Annotated in this window: 20 protein-coding genes; 4 read left to right on the top strand and 16 right to left on the bottom strand. The window is 67.9% G+C overall.

Annotated features, from left to right (window positions below; all coding sequences use genetic code 11):
* Positions 1-79: 79 nt before the first annotated feature.
* Genes rpsQ through rpsJ form a run of 11 tightly spaced genes read right to left on the bottom strand, consistent with a single transcriptional unit; the run spans position 80 to position 5357 of the window.
* A complete protein-coding gene (rpsQ, locus tag ACFVQ0_RS09670) occupies positions 80-364 on the bottom strand; it encodes a 30S ribosomal protein S17 (RefSeq protein ID WP_024494977.1) in 285 nt (94 codons plus the stop codon).
* Entirely contained in the window at positions 364-588 is a 225-nt protein-coding gene (rpmC, locus tag ACFVQ0_RS09665; RefSeq protein WP_024494976.1) for a 50S ribosomal protein L29, read from the bottom strand. Before rpmC ends, rpsQ begins: the two co-directional genes overlap by 1 nt.
* A complete protein-coding gene (gene rplP / locus ACFVQ0_RS09660; RefSeq protein ID WP_003966953.1) occupies positions 588-1007 on the bottom strand; it encodes a 50S ribosomal protein L16 in 420 nt (139 codons plus the stop codon). Before rplP ends, rpmC begins: the two co-directional genes overlap by 1 nt.
* Positions 1008-1012: 5 nt before the next feature.
* On the bottom strand, positions 1013-1849 hold the full coding sequence (gene rpsC / locus ACFVQ0_RS09655; RefSeq protein ID WP_390086263.1) for a 30S ribosomal protein S3: 837 nt from the start codon (positions 1847-1849) through the stop codon (positions 1013-1015).
* The gene (gene rplV, locus ACFVQ0_RS09650; RefSeq protein WP_073733141.1) at positions 1849-2196 is read right to left on the bottom strand and encodes a 50S ribosomal protein L22; all 348 of its coding nucleotides are present in this window, start codon (positions 2194-2196) and stop codon (positions 1849-1851) included. The genes rpsC and rplV overlap by 1 nt, the downstream gene beginning before the upstream one ends.
* Positions 2197-2238: 42 nt before the next feature.
* Positions 2239-2520: a 30S ribosomal protein S19 gene (gene rpsS, locus ACFVQ0_RS09645; RefSeq protein ID WP_015610726.1), complete on the bottom strand. Its 282-nt coding sequence runs from the start codon at positions 2518-2520 to the stop codon at positions 2239-2241.
* Between the two features lie 12 nt (positions 2521-2532).
* Positions 2533-3369, bottom strand: coding sequence for a 50S ribosomal protein L2 (rplB, locus tag ACFVQ0_RS09640; protein WP_024494973.1), 837 nt, complete (start codon positions 3367-3369; stop codon positions 2533-2535).
* 39 nt (positions 3370-3408) lie between these two features.
* Positions 3409-3732 carry a 50S ribosomal protein L23 gene (rplW, locus tag ACFVQ0_RS09635; protein ID WP_014154589.1) on the bottom strand — a complete coding sequence of 108 codons (324 nt, stop codon included), beginning with the start codon at positions 3730-3732 and terminating at the stop codon, positions 3409-3411.
* On the bottom strand, positions 3732-4385 hold the full coding sequence (gene rplD, locus ACFVQ0_RS09630) for a 50S ribosomal protein L4 (protein ID WP_073732676.1): 654 nt from the start codon (positions 4383-4385) through the stop codon (positions 3732-3734). The genes rplW and rplD overlap by 1 nt, the downstream gene beginning before the upstream one ends.
* A gap of 4 nt (positions 4386-4389) precedes the next feature.
* Positions 4390-5034: a 50S ribosomal protein L3 gene (rplC, locus tag ACFVQ0_RS09625; protein ID WP_390086261.1), complete on the bottom strand. Its 645-nt coding sequence runs from the start codon at positions 5032-5034 to the stop codon at positions 4390-4392.
* Between the two features lie 14 nt (positions 5035-5048).
* Complete coding sequence (gene rpsJ, locus ACFVQ0_RS09620) at positions 5049-5357, bottom strand: 30S ribosomal protein S10 (RefSeq protein ID WP_003948644.1); 309 nt, start codon at positions 5355-5357, stop codon at positions 5049-5051.
* 507 nt (positions 5358-5864) lie between these two features.
* Here rpsJ and ACFVQ0_RS09615 point away from each other — a divergent pair.
* The 4 genes from ACFVQ0_RS09615 (at position 5865) to ACFVQ0_RS09600 (ending at position 11261) form a co-directional block, all read left to right on the top strand.
* On the top strand, positions 5865-7574 hold the full coding sequence (locus ACFVQ0_RS09615; protein WP_390086259.1) for an RNA ligase family protein: 1710 nt from the start codon (positions 5865-5867) through the stop codon (positions 7572-7574).
* Positions 7574-9796 carry a poly(A) polymerase gene (locus tag ACFVQ0_RS09610; RefSeq protein WP_390086257.1) on the top strand — a complete coding sequence of 741 codons (2223 nt, stop codon included), beginning with the start codon at positions 7574-7576 and terminating at the stop codon, positions 9794-9796. Before ACFVQ0_RS09615 ends, ACFVQ0_RS09610 begins: the two co-directional genes overlap by 1 nt.
* A 126-nt stretch (positions 9797-9922) precedes the next feature.
* The gene (locus ACFVQ0_RS09605; RefSeq protein WP_390086255.1) at positions 9923-10759 is read left to right on the top strand and encodes a hypothetical protein; all 837 of its coding nucleotides are present in this window, start codon (positions 9923-9925) and stop codon (positions 10757-10759) included.
* 37 nt (positions 10760-10796) lie between these two features.
* The gene (locus tag ACFVQ0_RS09600; RefSeq protein WP_390086253.1) at positions 10797-11261 is read left to right on the top strand and encodes a GNAT family N-acetyltransferase; all 465 of its coding nucleotides are present in this window, start codon (positions 10797-10799) and stop codon (positions 11259-11261) included.
* Between the two features lie 113 nt (positions 11262-11374).
* On the opposite strand, the gene tuf is transcribed toward ACFVQ0_RS09600, so the two are convergent.
* The 5 genes from tuf to ACFVQ0_RS09575 form a co-directional block, all read right to left on the bottom strand.
* Positions 11375-12568 (bottom strand): elongation factor Tu, encoded by a 1194-nt coding sequence (tuf, locus tag ACFVQ0_RS09595; RefSeq protein WP_390086251.1) that lies wholly within the window; start codon positions 12566-12568, stop codon positions 11375-11377.
* A 161-nt stretch (positions 12569-12729) separates the two neighbouring features.
* The gene (gene fusA / locus ACFVQ0_RS09590; protein ID WP_390086249.1) at positions 12730-14859 is read right to left on the bottom strand and encodes an elongation factor G; all 2130 of its coding nucleotides are present in this window, start codon (positions 14857-14859) and stop codon (positions 12730-12732) included.
* 38 nt (positions 14860-14897) lie between these two features.
* Positions 14898-15368 (bottom strand): 30S ribosomal protein S7, encoded by a 471-nt coding sequence (rpsG, locus tag ACFVQ0_RS09585; protein WP_014154599.1) that lies wholly within the window; start codon positions 15366-15368, stop codon positions 14898-14900.
* Between the two features lie 2 nt (positions 15369-15370).
* On the bottom strand, positions 15371-15742 hold the full coding sequence (rpsL, locus tag ACFVQ0_RS09580) for a 30S ribosomal protein S12 (RefSeq protein ID WP_003948652.1): 372 nt from the start codon (positions 15740-15742) through the stop codon (positions 15371-15373).
* 381 nt (positions 15743-16123) lie between these two features.
* A complete protein-coding gene (locus ACFVQ0_RS09575) occupies positions 16124-20023 on the bottom strand; it encodes a DNA-directed RNA polymerase subunit beta' (RefSeq protein WP_390086247.1) in 3900 nt (1299 codons plus the stop codon).
* Positions 20024-20141: the final 118 nt, after the last annotated feature.

Below are 20141 nucleotides of genomic sequence, written 5' to 3'. Positions count from 1 at the left end.
CGGCGGGGGCCGCTCCGTTACCGGAGCGAACCCCCACCGAGCCTGGCGGAACCTGCCTGAGAGGAATGCCTCTCAGGAATTACTTGGCCTTCTCAAGGATCTCGACGACGCGCCACCGCTTCGTGGCGGACAGCGGCCGGGTCTCCATGAGGATGACACGGTCGCCGACGCCGGCGGCGTTCTGCTCGTCGTGAGCCTTGAGCTTGTTCGTACGGCGGATGACCTTGCCGTACAGCGCGTGCTTGACGCGGTCCTCGACAGCGACGACGACGGTCTTGTCCATCTTGTCGCTGACGACGAGACCCTCACGGGTCTTACGGAAACCGCGGTCAGTGTTCGTCTCAGTCACAGTCTTCTCGCTCATCAGACGCTCTCCACCGTCTCGATGCCGAGCTCGCGCTCACGCATCAGGGTGTAGATCCGGGCGATGTCCTTACGGACGGACTTGAGCCGGCCGTGGTTTTCGAGCTGTCCGGTCGCCGCCTGGAAGCGGAGGTTGAACAGCTCTTCCTTGGCCTCGCGGAGCTTGTTGAGGAGCTCCTCGTTGCCCAGCTCGCGCAGCTCGGACGTCTTGGTACCGGCCGACATCACGACTCACCTGCCTCGCGCCGAACAATCCGGCACTTCATCGGAAGCTTGTGAGCAGCGCGGGTGAGCGCCTCACGAGCAATCTTCTCGTTCGGGTAGGACAGCTCGAACATCACCCGGCCCGGCTTGACGTTCGCGATCCACCACTCGGGAGAACCCTTACCGGAACCCATGCGGGTCTCGGCAGGCTTCTTCGTCAGGGGACGGTCCGGGTAGATGTTGATCCAGACCTTGCCGCCACGCTTGATGTGACGGGTCATCGCGATACGAGCGGACTCGATCTGACGGTTCGTCACGTACGCCGGGGTCAGCGCCTGGATGCCGTACTCGCCGAACGCAACCTGCGTGCCACCCTTGGACATGCCGCTGCGCTTCGGGTGGTGCTGCTTGCGGTGCTTGACCCTACGGGGGATCAGCATTTCGGTCAGGCCTCCGTTCCGGTGCTCTCAGCCGCCGGAGCAGCGGCGGGCGCGTCGGCCTTGGGGGCCTCGGCGGCCGGAGCCGACTGCTGCGGCTTGCGGCCGCGACCGCCACGCTCGCCACCGCGGCCACCGCGGCCGGCCGGACGGTCAGCGCCGCCACGGGCCGGGCGGTTGCCCGCACGGGCAGCAGCGTTCTCGGCGCGGACCTCGGCGATGTTCTTGACGTCGCCCTTGTAGATCCAGACCTTCACACCGATGCGGCCGAAGGTCGTCTTGGCCTCGAAGAAGCCGTAGTCGACGTTCGCGCGGAGCGTGTGCAGGGGCACACGGCCCTCGCGGTAGAACTCCGAGCGGGACATCTCGGCGCCGCCGAGACGACCGCCGCACTGGATCTTGATGCCCTTGGCGCCGGCCTTCATCGTGCTCTGCATGCTCTTGCGCATGGCACGACGGAAGGAGACGCGGGAGGAGAGCTGCTCGGCGACGGCCTGGGCCACCAGCTGAGCGTCGACCTCGGGGTTCTTGACCTCAAGGATGTTCAGCTGGACCTGCTTGCCGGTCAGCTTCTCCAGCTCGCCACGGATGCGATCGGCCTCGGCGCCGCGGCGGCCGATGACGATGCCCGGACGGGCGGTGTGGATGTCAACGCGGACGCGGTCGCGGGTGCGCTCGATCTCGACCTTCGAGATGCCGGCCCGCTCCATGCCCTTCGTCATCATGCGACGAATGGCGACGTCTTCCTTGACGTAGTCCTTGTACAGCTTGTCGGCGTACCAACGGGACTTGAAGTCCGTGGTAATGCCGAGCCGGAACCCGTGCGGGTTTACCTTCTGGCCCATTACCGGGTTCCTTCCTTGCTGCTGACGACCACGGTGATGTGGCTGGTCCGCTTACGGATCCGGTAGGCACGGCCCTGAGCACGCGGACGGAACCGCTTCAGGGTCGGACCCTCGTCCACAAACGCCTCGCTGATGACCAGCGAAGAAGCGTCGGGGTGGTCGTAGTTGTGTGCAGCGTTGGCGATGGCGCTGTCAAGCACCTTGCCAACCGGCACGCTCGCGGCCTGCGGGGCGAAACGCAGGACCGCCTGAGCCTCCGTGGCATCCATGCCACGGATGAGGTCCACCACTCGGCGGGCCTTCATGGGCGTGACGCGGATGTACCGCGCCTGGGCCCTGGCTTCCATGGTTGTCCCTTCGGTGTGAGTCATAGTCGTTTCCACCCCGCGCTAGCGGCGCTTCGACTTCCGGTCGTCCTTGACGTGGCCGCGGAAGGTGCGAGTCGGCGAGAACTCGCCGAGCTTGTGGCCGACCATCGACTCGGTGACGAACACCGGGACGTGGATCTTGCCGTTGTGCACCGCGATGGTGTGACCCAGCATGGCCGGGATGATCATCGAGCGACGGGACCAGGTCTTGATGACGTTCTTGGTGCCGGCTTCGTTCTGTACGTCCACCTTCTTGACGAGGTGGCCGTCGACGAAGGGCCCCTTCTTGAGACTGCGCGGCATCTAAACCCGCTCCTAGCGCTTCTTGTTCGTCTTGCGGCGGCGGACGATGTACTTGCTCGATGCCTTCTTCGGCGAGCGAGTACGACCCTCCTTCTGACCCCACGGCGAGACCGGGTGACGTCCACCGGAGGTCTTGCCTTCACCACCACCGTGCGGGTGGTCGACCGGGTTCATCGCAACACCGCGGACGGACGGGCGAACGCCCTTCCAGCGCATGCGACCGGCCTTGCCCCAGTTGATGTTCGACTGCTCGGCGTTGCCGACCTCACCGATCGTGGCGCGGCAGCGGGCGTCGACCAGGCGGATCTCACCCGACGGCATACGAAGGTGGGCCATGGTGCCCTCCTTCGCCAGCAGCTGCACGGAGGCACCCGCGGAACGGGCGAACTTCGCGCCGCCGCCGGGCCGCAGCTCGATGGCGTGGATGGTCGTACCGACCGGGATGTTGCGCAGCGCCAGGTTGTTACCGGGCTTGATGTCGGCGGCCGGGCCGTTCTCGACACGGTCGCCCTGACCCAGGCCGCGCGGCGCGATGATGTAGCGCTTCTCGCCGTCGGCGTAGTGCAGGAGCGCGATGCGCGCGGTGCGGTTCGGGTCGTACTCGATGTGCGCGACCTTGGCCGGCACGCCGTCCTTGTCGTGACGACGGAAGTCGATCACGCGGTAGGCGCGCTTGTGGCCACCACCCTGGTGGCGAACGGTCACACGACCGGTGTTGTTACGGCCGCCCTTGCTGTGCAGGGGGCGGACCAGCGACTTCTCCGGCGTGGACCGCGTGATCTCGACAAAGTCGGCGACGCTGGAGCCACGACGGCCCGGGGTCGTCGGCTTGTACTTGCGGATACCCATTTCTCAGTCCTCGTCCGATTCCGGACGACTCGACCTCCGTTAGGAGGTCGGGCCGCCGAAGATGTCGATTCGGTCGCCCTCAGCGAGGGTCACGATGGCGCGCTTGGTGTCAGCGCGCTTGCCGAAACCGGTCTTGGTGCGCTTGCGCTTACCCTGACGGTTGATCGTGTTGACCCCGGTGACCTTGACCGAGAAGACCGCTTCGACGGCCTGCTTGATCTGGGTCTTGTTGGAGCCGGGCGCGACGATGAACGTGTACTTGTTCTCGTCGAGCAGCGCGTAGCTCTTCTCCGAAACAACCGGCTTGACGAGAACGTCACGCGGGTCGGAGTAGGTCTTGCTGGTAACGGTCGCCTCGCTCATCAGGCGTCGCTCCCTTCGGTCTCAGCGGTCTGGGGGCCAGACACGAAGGACTCGAAAGCGGCCTGAGTGAAGACCACGTCGTCAGAGACGATCACGTCGTACGTGTTCAGCTGGCCCGGGTCCAGGATGTGCACCTGGGGCAGGTTGCGTGCGGAGAGCCACGCGGCCTCGTCGTTGCGGTCGACGACCAGGAGCACGTTCTTGCGCTCCGAGATCTTGCCGAACAGCGACTTCGCTGCCTTCGTGGAGACCGCGGCACCCTCGACCACGCCGGTGACGACGTGGATGCGGGAGTGGCGCGCCCGGTCGGAGAGGGCACCGCGCAGGGCGGCGGCCTTCATCTTCTTGGGGGTGCGCTGCGAGTAGTCACGCGGCTGCGGGCCGTGGACGACGCCACCGCCGACGAACTGCGGTGCGCGGGTCGAACCCTGGCGCGCGCGGCCGGTGCCCTTCTGGCGGTAAGGCTTGCGCCCACCACCGCGGACCTCGCCACGACGCTTGGTCTTGTGCGTGCCCTGACGGGCAGCTGCCAGCTGTGCGACAACGACCTGGTGGATCAGCGGAACGCTGGTCTTCGCGTCGAAGATCTCCGCGGGGAGCTCGACGGTACCGGCCTTGTCGCCTGCCGGCGAAAGGATGTCAATGGTGCTCATTACCTCAAGCCCCCTTGGCCGCGGTACGGACCAGGACGAGGCCGCCGTTCGGACCGGGGACCGCGCCCTTGATGAGCAGCAGACCCTTCTCCGCGTCAACCGCGTGGATGGTCAGGTTCTGGGTGGTGACGCGCTCGTTACCCATCCGACCGGCCATGCGCATGCCCTTGAAGACACGCCCAGGGGTGGCACAGCCACCGATCGAACCGGGGGAACGGTGCTTGCGCTGGACGCCGTGGCCGGCGCCGAGGCCCTTGAAGTTGTGACGCTTCATGACACCGGCGAAGCCCTTGCCCTTGCTCTTGCCCGTGACGTCAACCTTGACGCCGGACTCGAACACCTCGGCATTGATCTCCTGGCCCAGCGTGTACTCGCTGGCGTCAGGGGTGCGGAGCTCCACCAGGTGGCGGCGCGGGGTGACGTCGGCCTTGGCGAAGTGACCCTTGAGGGGCTTGTTCACCTTGCGCGGGTCAATCTCGCCGAAGGCGATCTGGACCGACTCGTAGCCGTCGCTGTCGTTCGTACGGACCTGCGTCACGACGCACGGACCGGCCTTGACGACGGTCACCGGGACAACCCGGTTGTTCTCGTCCCAGACCTGGGTCATGCCGAGCTTCTCGCCCAGGACGCCCTTGATGTTCTTGCTCATCTCGGCCCGTCCCCTCAGAGCTTGATCTCGATGTCGACGCCCGCCGGCAGGTCGAGGCGCATCAGCGAGTCAACCGTCTTCGGCGTGGGGTCGAGAATGTCGATGAGGCGCTTGTGCGTGCGCATCTCGAAGTGCTCGCGCGAGTCCTTGTACTTGTGCGGCGACTTGATGACGCAGTACACGTTCTTCTCAGTGGGCAGCGGCACCGGGCCTGCGACCGACGCACCAGTGCGGGTCACCGTCTCGACGATCTTCTTCGCCGAGGAGTCGATGACCTCGTGGTCGTAGGCCTTGAGCCGGATGCGGATCTTCTGTCCCGCCATGGCTACTAGTAGTCCTGTCTCTCGTAACGCTCTGGAACCCGGGGTTCTGATTACTCCGCCTCCGACCCACGCGGTCGGGCGTGTCGCATCCCCTCTACGAAAATCTCCCGAAGAAGATCCCAACCAAGGGGGTGCGGGCCTGAGACCGCGGATGCCGGGGGAGGAACCCCACCGGGTGCCTGGCCGGTGGCACACATACGCTTCCCGAAAGATTCCCGTACGTCCGGCCCATGGGGCCGACGAGTACTGTGGGACTCGCTTCCGGTCCTCCCGGCGGGAGGCGCGCAGCATTGACACTCAACCGAGCAACCTGGTCAGTGTGCCATACGGGGTGTGAGCCTGGCCAATCGGCCGGGGATCTTACCCCCCGGGGATGAATGGTCAAACGCGGGCACGCCTCCGCGACCCCCGCTCCCCTCCCCCGGCGGGGTAATTCGGTCGAGCGCCGCGACCCCCCGCCCCTACAGTGACCGGCCGGACCAGGCACGTCACCGGGGGCGGGAATCCATGCGTACGCACTATCCGCGGACACCGCATCTGCCCTGGTCACCGGGGGCCACCTCGGACGACGTACGGCTCACCGGCCACACGGACCTCGCCGGACTCACCGGCTCCGAGGTCGTGGTCACCGAGAAGCTGGACGGCGAGAACACCACGCTCTACACCGACGGGCTGCACGCCCGCTCCCTCGACTCGGCGCACCACCCCTCCCGGGCCCGGGTCAAAGCACTCCAGGGACGCGTCGGCCCCCGCATCCCAGCGGGTTGGCGGATCTGCGGCGAGAACGTGTTCGCCCGGCACTCCATCCCGTACGAGGACCTCGCGGGCCACTTCTACGGCTTCTCCGTCTGGGCCGGGGACACCTGCCTGGGGTGGGACCGGACGGTGGCGTTCCTGCACGGCCTCGGCATCCCGACCCCGCCGGTGCTGTGGCGCGGGGTGTTCGACGCCCGCGCGGAACGGACGCTGCGCGCGCTGCGCCTGGACACCGGCCGCCAGGAGGGTTACGTCGTCCGCCCCGCCGGGAGCTTCCCGGCCGCCGAGTTCGGGCGGCGGGTCGCCAAATGGGTACGGCCGGACCACGTCGTCACGGACACGCACTGGATGCACGCGGCGGTGGTGGAGAACGCGCTGGGCCCGGCCGCCGCGCTCTGGGACGTGCGCTCGGGCGCCCCGGTCGACCCGGCGGCGCTCGCGCTCGCCGTCACGCCCGCTTCGGCCGGGGCCGGTGGCGTTTCCGCCGGGGCCGGTGACGCGTCCGCCGCCCGCGCGGCGGCCGACGCCCTGGACGCGCTGGGCCTCACCGGCGACGACCGGCTGTCCGGAGTACTGGCCGCCCTGCTGCACCGCACCCGGCGCGCCGCCCTGGCCCCCGTCCTGGCGGGCCCGCTCGGCATGCCGCTCGCCCGCCGCGTCGCGGACCTGGTGGGGCTGGCCCCCTCGCTGCACCGCCCGTACCCGGACGAGGAGCGGCGCGGCGGGCTGGCGCGGATGTCGCTCGCCGCCCGGCTGCCGGTGCTGCACGCGGTGGCCGGCGCCCTGGCCGCGAGCCCGGAGGCCCGCGAGCAGGTGGAGTGGTCGCGGCTGCACGCGGAGGAGGTGGCCGAGCCGGCCGGGCTCCGGGAGGCGTTCGCGGAGCTGGAGCCTGCCGCCGCGGACCGCTGCCTGGCGCAGGCCCGCGAGGCGTACGCGCTGGGCCGGATCAGCACCGCCGAGGAGGCGGTGGCCGCGACCTGGCGGTGGCGGGACGGCGGCTTCCCCCGCCTGATCCACCTGGTCGGCCCGTCCGGCAGCGGCAAGAGCACCTTCGGCCGCGCCCTGCCGGGCACCGACACCTATATATCCCTCGACGACCTGCGCCTCGCCCGTGGCTCGCGCGCCGACCAGAGTGCCAACGCGGACGTCCTGCGCGAGGGGCTGCGCCGCCTGGACGAGGCGCTGGTCCCCGGCGCCACCGTGGTCTGGGACGCCACCTCGCTCAACCCGCACCAGCGCAACCCGGTGCACGCGGCCGCCCACCGCCGCGACGCCCTGCTCACCCACGCCGTGGCCTGGACCGGCGAGGCCGAACTGACCGCGCGCAACACCCGGCGCGCCCACCCGGTTCCCCCGGAGGTCCTGGCCTCCCAGCTGCGCCGGTTCGTACCCCCGTACCCGGGCCGGGCGCACCGCACCTGGTACATCGGCAGCAGCACGACCGTGGAGGACCGGGCCTGATGCGTACGAGCGAGGACATCTACCACCGGGTCCGCTGGGACCCCCGGTTCGACCCCGCGCGCTTCGTCCTGGGCGTCGCCCAGCGCGGCCGGGACCCCAAGCGCGTACCGCTGGAACGGTTCACCCCGGGCGGGGACATCCCCTGGCACCGGGTGCTCTTCTTCGAGGCGGACGGCGAGGTGGTGTGGGACCGGTCCACTGGCACGGACCGGATCGACGCGACGGACGCCGGCCGGATCCGCACTCCGCGCAGACTCCCGTCCCCCTACTTCACGTCCCGCGTGCCGCACGCGTACTCCCCTGCCACGGGCACCTGGGAACCGGCAGCGGCGCCGGTCGGACAGGCGAGTCGGGCGACGCCGCTCACCGTGCTGACCTGGAACACCCTCTGGGACCGGTACGACGCCGACCGGATCGACACGGCCCGCCGCCGGCCCCTGCTGCTCGACGCGCTGCGCGCGGCGGACGCGGACGTCATCGCACTCCAGGAGGCGGAGCCCGCACTGCTGGACCTGCTACTGGGGACCGGCTGGGTGCGCGACGGGTACACGGTCGCCACGGAACCGGCGGGCCGGGACGTGGCGGACTGCGGTCTGCTGCTGCTCAGCCGGCTCCCCGTGCGCGAGGCCGGGCTGCACGTCCTCGGCCCGCACAAGGCGGTGGCGGCAGCCGTCGTGGACACCGCCGGGGGCCCCGTCACCGTGGCCGTGACCCACCTCAGCAGCGACCACTCCCCTGCGGGAGCCACCCGCCGTGACACCGAACTGGCCGATCTGGCAACGGGGTTGGCGGGCGTCGAGGGCGAGGTGCTGCTCGTCGGGGACTTCAACGACGGCGGCGACCACCCGCAGACCCGGCTGGCGATGACGGACGCGTGGCACCAGGTCCACGGCCCCGCCGACCACGCCCCGACCTTCGACCCGTCCGCGAACCCCCTGGCGGCTGTCTCCTCCCTGTCAGGGCGGGTCTCCCGGCTGGACAGGGTGCTGCTGCGCACGGAGCGCCTCCGGGCCCGTACCGCGACCCTGACCGGCGTCGCCCCCGGCCCGGCCGGACTCCACATCTCCGACCACTACGGGGTACGGGTGGAGCTGGGCCCGCCCGTACCGGCGGCGACGGAAGAACTCACGGAACGGATCGCCGCCGCCCTCCCCGGCGCCCGGGTCCACGTCGTCGGCTCCCGCCGCATGGGCTGCGCGCTGCCGGACGCGGACCTGGACCTGGTGGCGGCGCTACCGGGCGCGCCCGCTCCGTCGGAGCTGCTGCAACAGCTGACCGCCGCGCTCCCCGGGGCCCGGGACGTCCGCGAGGTGACGGGCGCCCGGGTGCCCGGCCTGCGCTTCCAGCTGGACGGGCTCGGCGTCGACCTGGTCACCGTGGCGACGGGGTCGCTCCCCCCGGCCGACGCGGTCGGCCACCGCGCGGACCTGGGCGAGGCGGCGGCGATCGCGCTGAGCGCGGTGAGCGACGCGGAGGCGGTACTCGCGGCGACGGAACCCCACGGGGCGTCCTTCGCGACTCTCGCCCGGAACGTCAAGGCCTGGGCCCGGGCCCGAGGCCTGGACTCCGCCCCCTGCGGCGGCCTCCCGGGCCTGGCCTGGACCCTCCTCGCGGCCCGCACCGCGCACGACTCGGACGACCTGCCACCCCTCGGACTGCTCCGACACTTCTTCGCGACCTGGGCGGCGTGGAACTGGGACGAACCGGTGGGCGGGGGCAGCGCTGCGGCGACCGCTGCCCCGGTCACGGTGCTGACTCCTACCGCCCCGATACGTTCCTGCACCACGCAGGTCTCCGCCGCCGGCCGCGATCTCCTCGCCGCCGAGCTGTACCGCGCCTGGGAGATCCTGGAGGCCGCGGAGGACGGCGCGGAGCCGCGCCCCCTGCTCTGCGCCCCGCCCGTACCCCAGGACCGCCACACCTCCTGGGCCCTCGCCTCCGCGCGCCCCGGCCCGGACGAGGGCCGACTGCGCGGCCGCCTCCTGGCCCTGCGCACCGCCCTCGACGAGGCGGGCGCACCCGACACCTATATATGGCCGCGCCCGCTCACGGCCGACGGCCGCACGGGGTACGCGATCGGCCTGGGCGCGACGCCACCGGACGGGCACCGGCTGGCGGAGATCGGGGCGGAGGTGCTGCGCGGAATCCCGGATGCCTCACTGTCCCCGGTGGGCCTGCCGGCACTGCGGTCGAGCGGGGACGCGGCGTTCGCGGACCACTGAAAAACCCACCCGCCCCGGTCCTGACCTGGTCACTCACACGGGTGATATATGACAACTGGGCCTGATTCAGCCCGGGTTGACTGGCATATGCTCGCGGCAACATCCCTCAACTCCGAACGGACCTGCATGGTCAGCTCACCCCACGAGGCGATGCACCGCATCTTCCAGGAGTACCCGGGGCTCTTCTCCCGCGTGTCCGAAGTGCTCGGCGTCGACCTCCCGCAGCCCACCTCGGCCACCGTTCTGCCCACCGACCTCACCGAGGCCAAACCCGTCGAGCGCCGGGTAGACACCCTCCTGCGCATCGAAACAGAGACCGACGGCCCCTTCCTCCTCGCCATTGAGGCCCAGGGCAAGAAGGACCGACGCAAGACGACCAGCTGGCCCTACTACGTCAGCTACCTCCACAACAGATACGACGGTCTGCCCGTCCTCCTCCTGGTCGTCTGCCAGGACCACGCCACCGCCGAATGGGCCGCCCGGCCCCTCACCATCGGCCTCCGCCAATGGCCGACCCTCACCCTCAACCCGCTCGTCGCAGGCCCTCACAACATGCCCGTCATCACCAACGTGGCCGAGGCGCGCAAGTACCTCGCACTCGCCACCCTCGCCGCCATCACACTGAAAACGCTCTCCGCAGCACTGCGCGAGGCGCCGGAACCCATGGTCGAACTCACCGCACAGGGCCTGGGCAACCGCCCGGCCGCACAACAGTGGAGGAACCTGGTGGCCGTGGATACCTCTTTCTACAAGTCCTTCATGTCAGAAGAGATCCGGGACGAAGGACGCGCCCAGGGCATGGAGAAGAGCCTCCTCCTGATCCTCCAGGCACGCGGCATCGCCGTCACCGACGAGACCCGCGAAAAGATCAGCACCTGCACCGACCTCCAGCTCCTGCGCCGCTGGCTCACTCGGGCCGCCACCGCAACCACCGCCGAGGACGTCTTCGCCGAGGACAACTGACCCCGGCCCCGGGCCCCGGCTCTGGCAGAATCCCGCCATGCGTGTACGTACCACTCGGGCCTGGACGCTGCGCCCCGCCACCCCTGAGGATCTTGAGGCCATAGTCGAGATCCGGGCCGTCGTGATGCGCCCGGATCTCGTCCGGCTCGGGCGCTACGACGAACACCGGGTGCGCCAGCGGCTGCGGGACTCTTATCTGCCGGAGTACACCTCGATCATCGTCGTGGACGGGCGCTTCGGCGGGAGTGTCACCCTCCGGCCCGCCGAGGGCGGCCTGTGCCTGGAGAACTTCTTCCTCGCCGGGGAGCTCCAGGGCGCGGGCATCGGCTCGGCGGTGCTGCGTGAGCTGCTGGCCCGTACCGACGCCGAAGGGGTCACCGTCCGGCTCAACGTGTTGCGGGGCAGCGCGGCCCGGCGGCTGTACGAGCGGCACGGGTTCATCCTGGAGCGCGAGGATCCGGTCGACGTGTTCATGGTGCGCAGTCCCGGCGCCACCGCCTGAGCCACGCGCCCGGCGCATGGAATACAGAAGGGCCCCCTCCCACCGCTCGCGCGGTGGGAGGGGGCCCTTCTCGGTGCTCTTGTGCGGAGCTACCAGGTCAGACGCTCAAGTAATTACTTGAGGATCTTGGTGACCTGGCCGGCGCCCACGGTCCGGCCACCCTCACGGATGGCGAACTTCAGGCCCTCTTCCATGGCGACCGGCTGGATCAGCGCGACGTCCATGAGGGTGTTGTCACCCGGCATGACCATCTCGGTGCCCTCGGGAAGGGTCACAACGCCCGTCACGTCCGTGGTACGGAAGTAGAACTGCGGGCGGTAGTTGTTGAAGAAGGGGGTGTGACGGCCACCCTCGTCCTTCGACAGGATGTAGGCCTGGGCCTGGAACTCGGTGTGCGGCGTGACCGAACCGGGCTTGATGATGACCTGGCCGCGCTCGACGTCCTCGCGCTTGATGCCACGGAGGAGCAGACCGACGTTCTCACCGGCCTGGCCCTCGTCGAGCAGCTTGCGGAACATCTCGATGCCGGTGACCGTGGTGGTGGTCTTCTCGGTCTTGATACCGACGATGTCGACGGTCTCGTTGACCTTGAGGACACCACGCTCGATACGACCGGTGACGACGGTGCCACGACCGGTGATCGTGAAGACGTCCTCGATCGGCATCAGGAACGGCTTCTCGACGTCACGCTCGGGCTGCGGGATGGACTCGTCGACGGCCTTCATCAGGTCGAGGACGGTCTGGCCCCACTCCTTGTCACCCTCAAGAGCCTTGAGCGCCGAGACCTTGACGACCGGAAGGTCGTCGCCCGGGAACTCGTACTCGGAGAGGAGCTCACGGACCTCAAGCTCGACGAGCTCCAGGATCTCCTCGTCGTCCACCATGTCGGCCTTGTTCAGCGCGACGACGATGTACGGAACGCCGACCTGGCGGGCCAGGAGCACGTGCTCCTTGGTCTGCGGCATCGGGCCGTCGGTCGCGGCGACGACGAGGATGGCGCCGTCCATCTGCGCCGCACCCGTGATCATGTTCTTGATGTAGTCAGCGTGACCCGGGCAGTCGACGTGAGCGTAGTGACGCTGCTCCGTCTGGTACTCGACGTGCGCGATCGAGATGGTGATACCGCGCTGGCGCTCTTCGGGAGCCTTGTCGATCTGGTCGAAGGCCGAGGCCTCGTTCAGGTCCGGGTACGCGTCGTGCAGCACCTTGGTAATGGCGGCCGTGAGGGTCGTCTTACCGTGGTCAATGTGACCGATGGTGCCGATGTTGACGTGCGGCTTAGTCCGCTCGAACTTTGCCTTCGCCACTGGGTCCTCCTGCGGAGTGGTTCTGTACGCCTTGCTTCATCGGCGCCAGGTGATCTTTGCTGGGATGCCGGGACCCGGGGGCATTCGGCACAGTGCTTGCGCGCTGTGCCGAATGCCCCGCCGGGCTCCGGTGACAAGCCTAAAGCGTGAGCTCGGGAGAGTTACTCGCCCTTGGCCTTCGCGATGATCTCCTCGGCGACGTTCCGCGGAACCTCGGCGTAGGAGTCGAACTGCATCGAGTAGCTTGCGCGACCCGAGGTCTTGCTGCGGAGGTCTCCGACGTAGCCGAACATCTCCGAGAGGGGCACGAGGCCCTTCACGACGCGAGCGCCGTGACGCTCCTCCATGGCCTGGATCTGGCCACGGCGGGAGTTGAGGTCGCCGATCACGTCGCCCATGTAGTCCTCGGGGGTGGTGACCTCCACGGACATCATCGGCTCCATGAGCACGGGGGACGCCTTGCGGGCACCCTCCTTGAACGCCTGCGAACCGGCGATCTTGAAGGCCAGCTCCGAGGAGTCGACCTCGTGGTAACCACCGTCGAGAAGGGTGACGCGGACGCCCACCATCTCGTAGCCGGCCAGGATGCCGAACTGCATGGCTTCCTGAGCACCCGCGTCCACCGAGGGGATGTACTCCCGGGGGATGCGGCCACCGGTGACCTTGTTGACGAACTCGTACGACGCGTCGCCGCCCTCAATGGGCTCGATGGCGATCTGCACCTTCGCGAACTGGCCGGTACCACCAGTCTGCTTCTTGTGCGTGTAGTCGATGCGCTCGACGGCCTTGCGGATCGTCTCGCGGTACGCGACCTGCGGCTTGCCGACGTTCGCCTCGACGCGGAATTCGCGCTTCATGCGGTCGACGAGCACTTCGAGGTGAAGCTCGCCCATACCACCGATGATGGTCTGGCCGGTCTCCTCGTCGGAGTGCACCTGGAAGGAGGGGTCCTCCTCGGAGAGGCGCTGGATGGCGACACCCAGCTTCTCCTGGTCGCCCTTGGACTTCGGCTCGATGGCGACCTCGATGACCGGCGCCGGGAAGTCCATGGACTCCAGGATCACCGGGTTCTTGTCGTCACAGAGCGTCTCACCGGTCGTGGTCTGCTTGAGCCCCATGACAGCGATGATGTCGCCCGCGCCCACCGACGCGATCTCCTCACGCTTGTTCGCGTGCATGCGGTAGATCTTGCCGATGCGCTCCTTCTTGCCCTTGACCGAGTTCAGCACCGCGGTGCCGGCCTCAAGGCGACCGGAGTAGATCCGGACGAAGGTGAGCTTTCCGAGGTGCGGGTCGCTCGCGATCTTGAACGCCAGGCCGGAGAACGGCTCGTCGTCCGAAGGCTTGCGCTCGATGACCTTCTCGGGGTCCTTGACGTCGTGGCCCTCGATGGCCTCGACGTCCAGGGGCGAAGGCAGGTAACGGACGACCGCGTCGAGCAGGGGCTGGACGCCCTTGTTCTTGAACGCGGTGCCACAGAACACCGGGGTGACCGTGACGGAGTCGGCGGAACCCTTCGACGCGAGGGTGATCCGGCGCAGCGCCTCGTGCAGCTGGTCCTCGGTGGGCTCGACGCCCTCCAGGTACAGCTCCATCATCTCGTCGTCGTTCTCGGAGACGGCCTCAAGGAGCTTGCCGCGCCATTCCTCTGCGGCCTCCTTCAGGTTGTCCGGGATCTCGATGACGTTGTACATCTCGCCCTTGGCGGCCTCTTCGGGGTAAACGAAGGCCTTCATCGACACGAGGTCGACGACACCCGTGAAGTCGGCCTCCGCGCCGATGGGGAGCTGCATGACGATCGGGACAGCGCCGAGGCGCTCGACGATCATGTCGACACAACGGAAGAAGTCGGCACCGGTGCGGTCGAGCTTGTTGACGAAGCAGATACGCGGCACGCCGTAGCGGTCCGCCTGACGCCAGACGGTCTCGGACTGCGGCTCGACGCCGGCCACACCGTCGAACACGGTGACAGCGCCGTCGAGGACGCGGAGCGAACGCTCCACCTCGACGGTGAAGTCGACGTGACCCGGGGTGTCGATGATGTTGATCGTGTGGTCAACATCGTTGAGCGGCCAGTGGCAGGTCGTCGCGGCGGACGTGATCGTGATGCCGCGCTCCTGCTCCTGCTCCATCCAGTCCATCGTGGCAGCGCCGTCGTGGACTTCACCGATCTTGTACGAAACGCCGGTGTAGAAGAGGATCCGCTCAGTGGTGGTCGTCTTGCCCGCGTCGATGTGGGCCATGATCCCAATGTTGCGGACCTTGGCCAGGTCAAGCGAAGTGGTGGCCATAAGGCTCAATCTTCTCTCGGTCTCGATGGGGTAAGCGACTACCAGCGGTAGTGCGCGAAGGCCTTGTTCGACTCGGCCATCTTGTGGGTGTCCTCGCGCTTCTTGACGGCAGCGCCAAGACCGTTGGAGGCGTCGAGCAGCTCGTTCATGAGCCGCTCGGTCATCGTCTTCTCGCGACGGGCGCGGGAGTAACCGACGATCCAACGCAGCGAGAGGGTGGCGGCACGACCGGGCTTGACCTCGATCGGCACCTGGTAGGTGGCGCCACCGACACGGCGGGACTTGACCTCAAGCGAGGGCTTGACGTTCTCAAGCGCGCGCTTCAGCGTGATGACCGGGTCAGCGCCGGTCTTCTCGCGGAGGCCTTCCATGGCGCCGTACACGATCCGCTCGGCGGTGGAACGCTTGCCGTCGAGGAGGATCTTGTTGATCAGCGAGGTGACAAGAGGAGAGCTGTAGACCGGGTCAATGATGACCGGGCGCTTCGGGGCGGGGCCCTTACGAGGCATTCTTACTTCTCCTTCTTGGCGCCGTAGCGGCTGCGGGCCTGCTTGCGGTTCTTGACACCCTGGGTATCAAGGGAGCCGCGGATGATCTTGTAACGAACACCCGGCAGGTCCTTCACACGGCCACCACGCACGAGCACGATGGAGTGCTCCTGCAGGTTGTGTCCCTCACCCGGGATGTAGGCCGTGACCTCGATACCGGAGGTCAGACGCACACGCGCGACCTTACGGAGCGCCGAGTTCGGCTTCTTCGGGGTGGTCGTGAACACACGCGTGCAGACGCCGCGGCGCTGGGGAGAACCCTCAAGCGCGGGCGTCTTGTTCTTCTCGACCTTGTCCTGCCGGCCCTTCCGGACCAGCTGCTGAATCGTAGGCACTACTTCTCCGGTTTCTGTGTGCCGTCGGTGAAACTAACCTGGAACAACTCCGACCCACGCGGTCGGGTGTGTCGGATACTGCGGGTCACTGCCCTGAAGGCGGTTCATCCACAGATCACGGTGGCCAAAGACGGGCTCGCCGTGCGGTTGAGGACACGCACACGAGCCCAGGCACACCCCAGGCACAAGGTCTGATCGTACCTACCGCATCGACTCCGGTCAAAACAAGTGCTGTCCACCCGGACGCGCCATCCGGGCGAGCCTCTCACCAGGAGCGCTCCGCCGGCCCGTGCACGACCGGCGGGGGGCACCCGCACCACGCCGGAGGGCGGCCACCCCGCGTACGGGATGACCGCCCTCCGGTCGTATCAGGCGACTCGCCTACTGGTTGTACGGACCGTAGTCGTAGTCCTCCAGCGGGACGGCCTGGCCGGAGCCGGTGCCGAACGGCGAGTAGTCGATGTCGTCGTAGCCGACGGCCGAGTACATCGCGGCCTTGGCCTCCTCGGTCGGCTCGACCCGGATGTTGCGGTAGCGGGACAGACCCGTACCGGCCGGGATGAGCTTACCGATGATGACGTTCTCCTTGAGGCCGATCAGGGAGTCGGACTTGGCGTTGATCGCCGCGTCCGTCAGGACCCTGGTCGTCTCCTGGAAGGAAGCCGCGGACAGCCACGACTCCGTCGCCAGCGAGGCCTTGGTGATACCCATCAGCTGCGGACGGCCGGAGGCGGGGTGACCGCCCTCGGTGACCACACGACGGTTCTCGGTCTCGAACTTCGAACGCTCGACGAGCTCGCCCGGCAGGAGTTCCGCGTCGCCGGACTCGATGATCGTCACGCGGCGGAGCATCTGCCGGATGATGATCTCGATGTGCTTGTCGTGGATCGACACGCCCTGCGAGTTGTAGACCTTCTGGACTTCGCCGACCAGGTGGACCTGGACCGCGCGCTGACCGAGGATCCGCAGCACGTCGTGCGGGTTGGTGGCACCCACGGTGAGCTTCTGGCCCACCTCGACGTGGTCGCCCTCGCCCACCAGCAGACGGGCGCGCTTGGAGATCGGGAACGGGATCTCCTCGCTGCCGTCGTCCGGCGTGACGACGAGCTTCTTCGTCTTCTCGGTCTCCTCGATCCGGACCCGGCCCGCGGACTCCGAGATCGGGGCGACACCCTTCGGCGTACGGGCTTCGAAGAGCTCGACGACTCGGGGCAGACCCTGGGTGATGTCGTCACCGGCCACACCACCGGTGTGGAAGGTACGCATCGTCAGCTGGGTGCCGGGCTCACCGATGGACTGGGCGGCGATGATGCCGACCGCCTCACCGATGTCGACCAGCTTGCCGGTGGCGAGCGAGCGTCCGTAGCAGAAGGCACAGGTGCCGACCGCGGACTCACAGGTCAGGACCGAACGGGTCTTGACCTCCTCGACGCCGGCGCCCACCAGGGCGTCGATCAGGACGTCACCGAGGTCGACGTTGGCAGGCGCGATGACCTTGCCGTCGATGACGACGTCCTCCGCGAGCATGCGGGCGTAGACCGAGGTCTCGACGTCCTCCGTCTTGCGGAGCACGCCGTCGGCGCCCTTGACCGCGATCTTCAGCTTGAGGCCGCGGTCGGTGCCGCAGTCCTCCTCGCGAATGATCACGTCCTGCGAGACGTCCACCAGACGACGGGTCAGGTAACCCGAGTCGGCGGTACGCAGGGCGGTGTCCGCCAGACCCTTACGGGCACCGTGCGTGGAGATGAAGTACTCCAGAACGGTGAGGCCCTCGCGGAAGGACGCCTTGATGGGACGCGGAATCGTCTCGTTCTTGGCGTTGGACACCAGACCACGCATACCGGCGATCTGACGCATCTGCATCATGTTTCCTCGGGCACCCGAGTCAACCATCATGAAGATGGGGTTCGTCTTGGGGAAGTTCGCGTTCATCGCCTCGGCAACCTCGTTGGTCGCCTTGGTCCAGATCGCGATGAGCTCCTGCGTGCGCTCGTCCTTGGTGATCAGACCGCGCTCGTACTGCTTCTGGACCTTCTCGTCCTGGTCCTCGTAGCCCTTGACGATGGCCTTCTTGGCCTCGGGCACGACGATGTCCGCGACGGACACGGTGACGCCGGAACGGGTGGCCCAGTGGAAGCCCGCCGCCTTCAGGTTGTCGAGCGTCGCCGCCACGATGACCTTGGGGTAGCGCTCTGCGAGGTCGTTGACGATCTCGGAGAGCTGCTTCTTGCCGACCGAGTAGTCGACGAACGGGTAGTCCTCGGGCAGCAGCTCGTTGAAGAGCGCGCGGCCCAGGCTCGTCCGCAGCCGGAAGGTGTCACCCGGCTGGTACTCGGGCTCGCCCTCCTCCGCGACCGGCGGCACCCAGCCACGCGGCGGGATGGTGCCCACCGGGAAGCGGATGTCGACGGACGACTGGAGCGCCAGCTCGCCGGCGTCGAACGCCATGATCGCCTCGGCCGTCGAGCCGAACGCACGGCCCTCGCCCTTGGTGTCACGGAGCTCACCGTCGGTGGTGAGGAAGAACAGACCCAGCACCATGTCCTGGGTCGGCATGGTGACGGGACGACCGTCGGCCGGCTTCAGGATGTTGTTCGAGGACAGCATCAGGATGCGGGCCTCGGCCTGCGCCTCCGCGGAGAGCGGCAGGTGCACGGCCATCTGGTCACCGTCGAAGTCCGCGTTGAACGCGGTGCAGACGAGCGGGTGGATCTGGATGGCCTTGCCCTCGACCAGCTGCGGCTCGAAGGCCTGGATGCCGAGACGGTGCAGCGTGGGCGCACGGTTCAGGAGAACCGGGTGCTCCGCGATGACCTCTTCCAGGACGTCGTACACGACCGTGCGGCCGCGCTCGACCATACGCTTGGCCGACTTGATGTTCTGCGCGTGGTTCAGGTCCACCAGGCGCTTCATCACGAACGGCTTGAAGAGCTCCAGCGCCATGGCCTTCGGCAGACCGCACTGGTGCAGCTTGAGCTGCGGGCCGACGACGATCACGGAACGCGCGGAGTAGTCCACACGCTTACCGAGAAGGTTCTGACGGAATCGACCCTGCTTGCCCTTCAGCATGTCGCTGAGGGACTTGAGCGGGCGGTTACCAGGACCGGTGACCGGGCGACCGCGGCGGCCGTTGTCGAACAGCGCGTCGACGGCCTCCTGCAGCATCCGCTTCTCGTTGTTCACGATGATCTCGGGGGCACCGAGGTCAAGGAGACGCTTGAGGCGGTTGTTGCGGTTGATCACGCGGCGGTACAGGTCGTTCAGGTCGGAGGTCGCGAAGCGGCCACCGTCCAGCTGCACCATCGGACGCAGGTCCGGCGGGATGACCGGCACGCAGTCGAGCACCATGCCCTTGGGCTTGTTGCTGGTCTGCAGGAACGCGGAGACGACCTTGAGGCGCTTGAGCGCACGGGTCTTCTTCTGGCCCTTGCCGGTGCGGATGATCTCGCGGAGGCGCTCGGCCTCCTCGTCGAGGTCGAAGGACTCCAGGCGCTTCTGCAGCGCGGCGGCGCCCATGCAGCCGTCGAAGTACGTGCCGAAGCGGTCACGCAGCTCGCGGTAGAGCAGCTCGTCGCCCTCCAGGTCCTGGACCTTGAGGTTCTTGAAGCGGCTCCACACCTCGTCGAGACGGTCGATCTCGCGCTGCGCACGGTCGCGCAGCTGCTTCATCTCACGCTCGGCACCTTCGCGCACCTTGCGGCGCACATCGGCCTTGGCGCCCTCGGCCTCAAGCTCGCCGAGGTCGGTCTCCAGCTTCTTGGCGCGGTTCTCCAGGTCGGAGTCGCGGCGGTTCTCGACCTGCTGACGCTCGACGGAGACGTGCGCCTCCAGCGACGGGAGGTCGCGGGTACGGCGCTCCTCGTCGACGAACGTGATCATGTACGCGGCGAAGTAGATGACCTTCTCAAGGTCCTTCGGCGCGAGGTCCAGCAGGTAGCCCAGTCGCGACGGGACGCCCTTGAAGTACCAGATGTGGGTGACGGGAGCGGCAAGCTCGATGTGGCCCATGCGCTCACGGCGCACCTTGGCGCGAGTGACCTCGACGCCACAGCGCTCACAGATGATGCCCTTGAAGCGGACACGCTTGTACTTGCCGCAGTAGCACTCCCAGTCCCGGGTCGGACCGAAGATCTTCTCGCAGAAGAGTCCGTCCTTTTCGGGCTTGAGCGTGCGGTAGTTGATGGTCTCCGGCTTCTTCACTTCGCCGTGGGACCAGGTCCGGATGTCGTCCGCGGTGGCAAGGCCGATCCGCAGCTCGTCGAAGAAGTTGACGTCGAGCACTTGTCGTCAATCCCTCTTTCGGGGGTTCGAGCCCCCTCGCGTCAACGCGAGAAATCGGGGCACTTCAGCAATGGTCTGAACGGGTCCGGGGAGAGCCGGCCGGATCACAGGGATCCGG

Source organism: Streptomyces sp. NPDC057900 (assembly GCF_042887885.1).
Lineage (GTDB): Bacteria > Actinomycetota > Actinomycetes > Streptomycetales > Streptomycetaceae > Streptomyces.
The sequence above is the reverse complement of the archived record's forward strand: the minus strand, read 5'-3'. Positions and strand labels throughout refer to the sequence as shown.

Excerpts from the sequence above, each read along its gene's own strand:
- rpsQ (WP_024494977.1), bottom strand. The coding sequence starts at position 364 with ATGAGCGAGAAGACTGTGACTGAGACGAACACTGACCGCGGTTTCCGT.
- rpmC (WP_024494976.1), bottom strand. The coding sequence starts at position 588 with ATGTCGGCCGGTACCAAGACGTCCGAGCTGCGCGAGCTGGGCAACGAG.
- rplP (WP_003966953.1), bottom strand. The coding sequence starts at position 1,007 with ATGCTGATCCCCCGTAGGGTCAAGCACCGCAAGCAGCACCACCCGAAG.
- rpsC (WP_390086263.1), bottom strand. The coding sequence starts at position 1,849 with ATGGGCCAGAAGGTAAACCCGCACGGGTTCCGGCTCGGCATTACCACG.
- rplV (WP_073733141.1), bottom strand. The coding sequence starts at position 2,196 with ATGGAAGCCAGGGCCCAGGCGCGGTACATCCGCGTCACGCCCATGAAG.
- rpsS (WP_015610726.1), bottom strand. The coding sequence starts at position 2,520 with ATGCCGCGCAGTCTCAAGAAGGGGCCCTTCGTCGACGGCCACCTCGTC.
- rplB (WP_024494973.1), bottom strand. The coding sequence starts at position 3,369 with ATGGGTATCCGCAAGTACAAGCCGACGACCCCGGGCCGTCGTGGCTCC.
- rplW (WP_014154589.1), bottom strand. The coding sequence starts at position 3,732 with ATGAGCGAGGCGACCGTTACCAGCAAGACCTACTCCGACCCGCGTGAC.
- rplD (WP_073732676.1), bottom strand. The coding sequence starts at position 4,385 with ATGAGCACCATTGACATCCTTTCGCCGGCAGGCGACAAGGCCGGTACC.
- rplC (WP_390086261.1), bottom strand. The coding sequence starts at position 5,034 with ATGAGCAAGAACATCAAGGGCGTCCTGGGCGAGAAGCTCGGCATGACC.
- rpsJ (WP_003948644.1), bottom strand. The coding sequence starts at position 5,357 with ATGGCGGGACAGAAGATCCGCATCCGGCTCAAGGCCTACGACCACGAG.
- ACFVQ0_RS09615 (WP_390086259.1), top strand. The coding sequence starts at position 5,865 with ATGCGTACGCACTATCCGCGGACACCGCATCTGCCCTGGTCACCGGGG.
- ACFVQ0_RS09610 (WP_390086257.1), top strand. The coding sequence starts at position 7,574 with ATGCGTACGAGCGAGGACATCTACCACCGGGTCCGCTGGGACCCCCGG.
- ACFVQ0_RS09605 (WP_390086255.1), top strand. The coding sequence starts at position 9,923 with ATGGTCAGCTCACCCCACGAGGCGATGCACCGCATCTTCCAGGAGTAC.
- ACFVQ0_RS09600 (WP_390086253.1), top strand. The coding sequence starts at position 10,797 with ATGCGTGTACGTACCACTCGGGCCTGGACGCTGCGCCCCGCCACCCCT.
- fusA (WP_390086249.1), bottom strand. The coding sequence starts at position 14,859 with ATGGCCACCACTTCGCTTGACCTGGCCAAGGTCCGCAACATTGGGATC.
- rpsG (WP_014154599.1), bottom strand. The coding sequence starts at position 15,368 with ATGCCTCGTAAGGGCCCCGCCCCGAAGCGCCCGGTCATCATTGACCCG.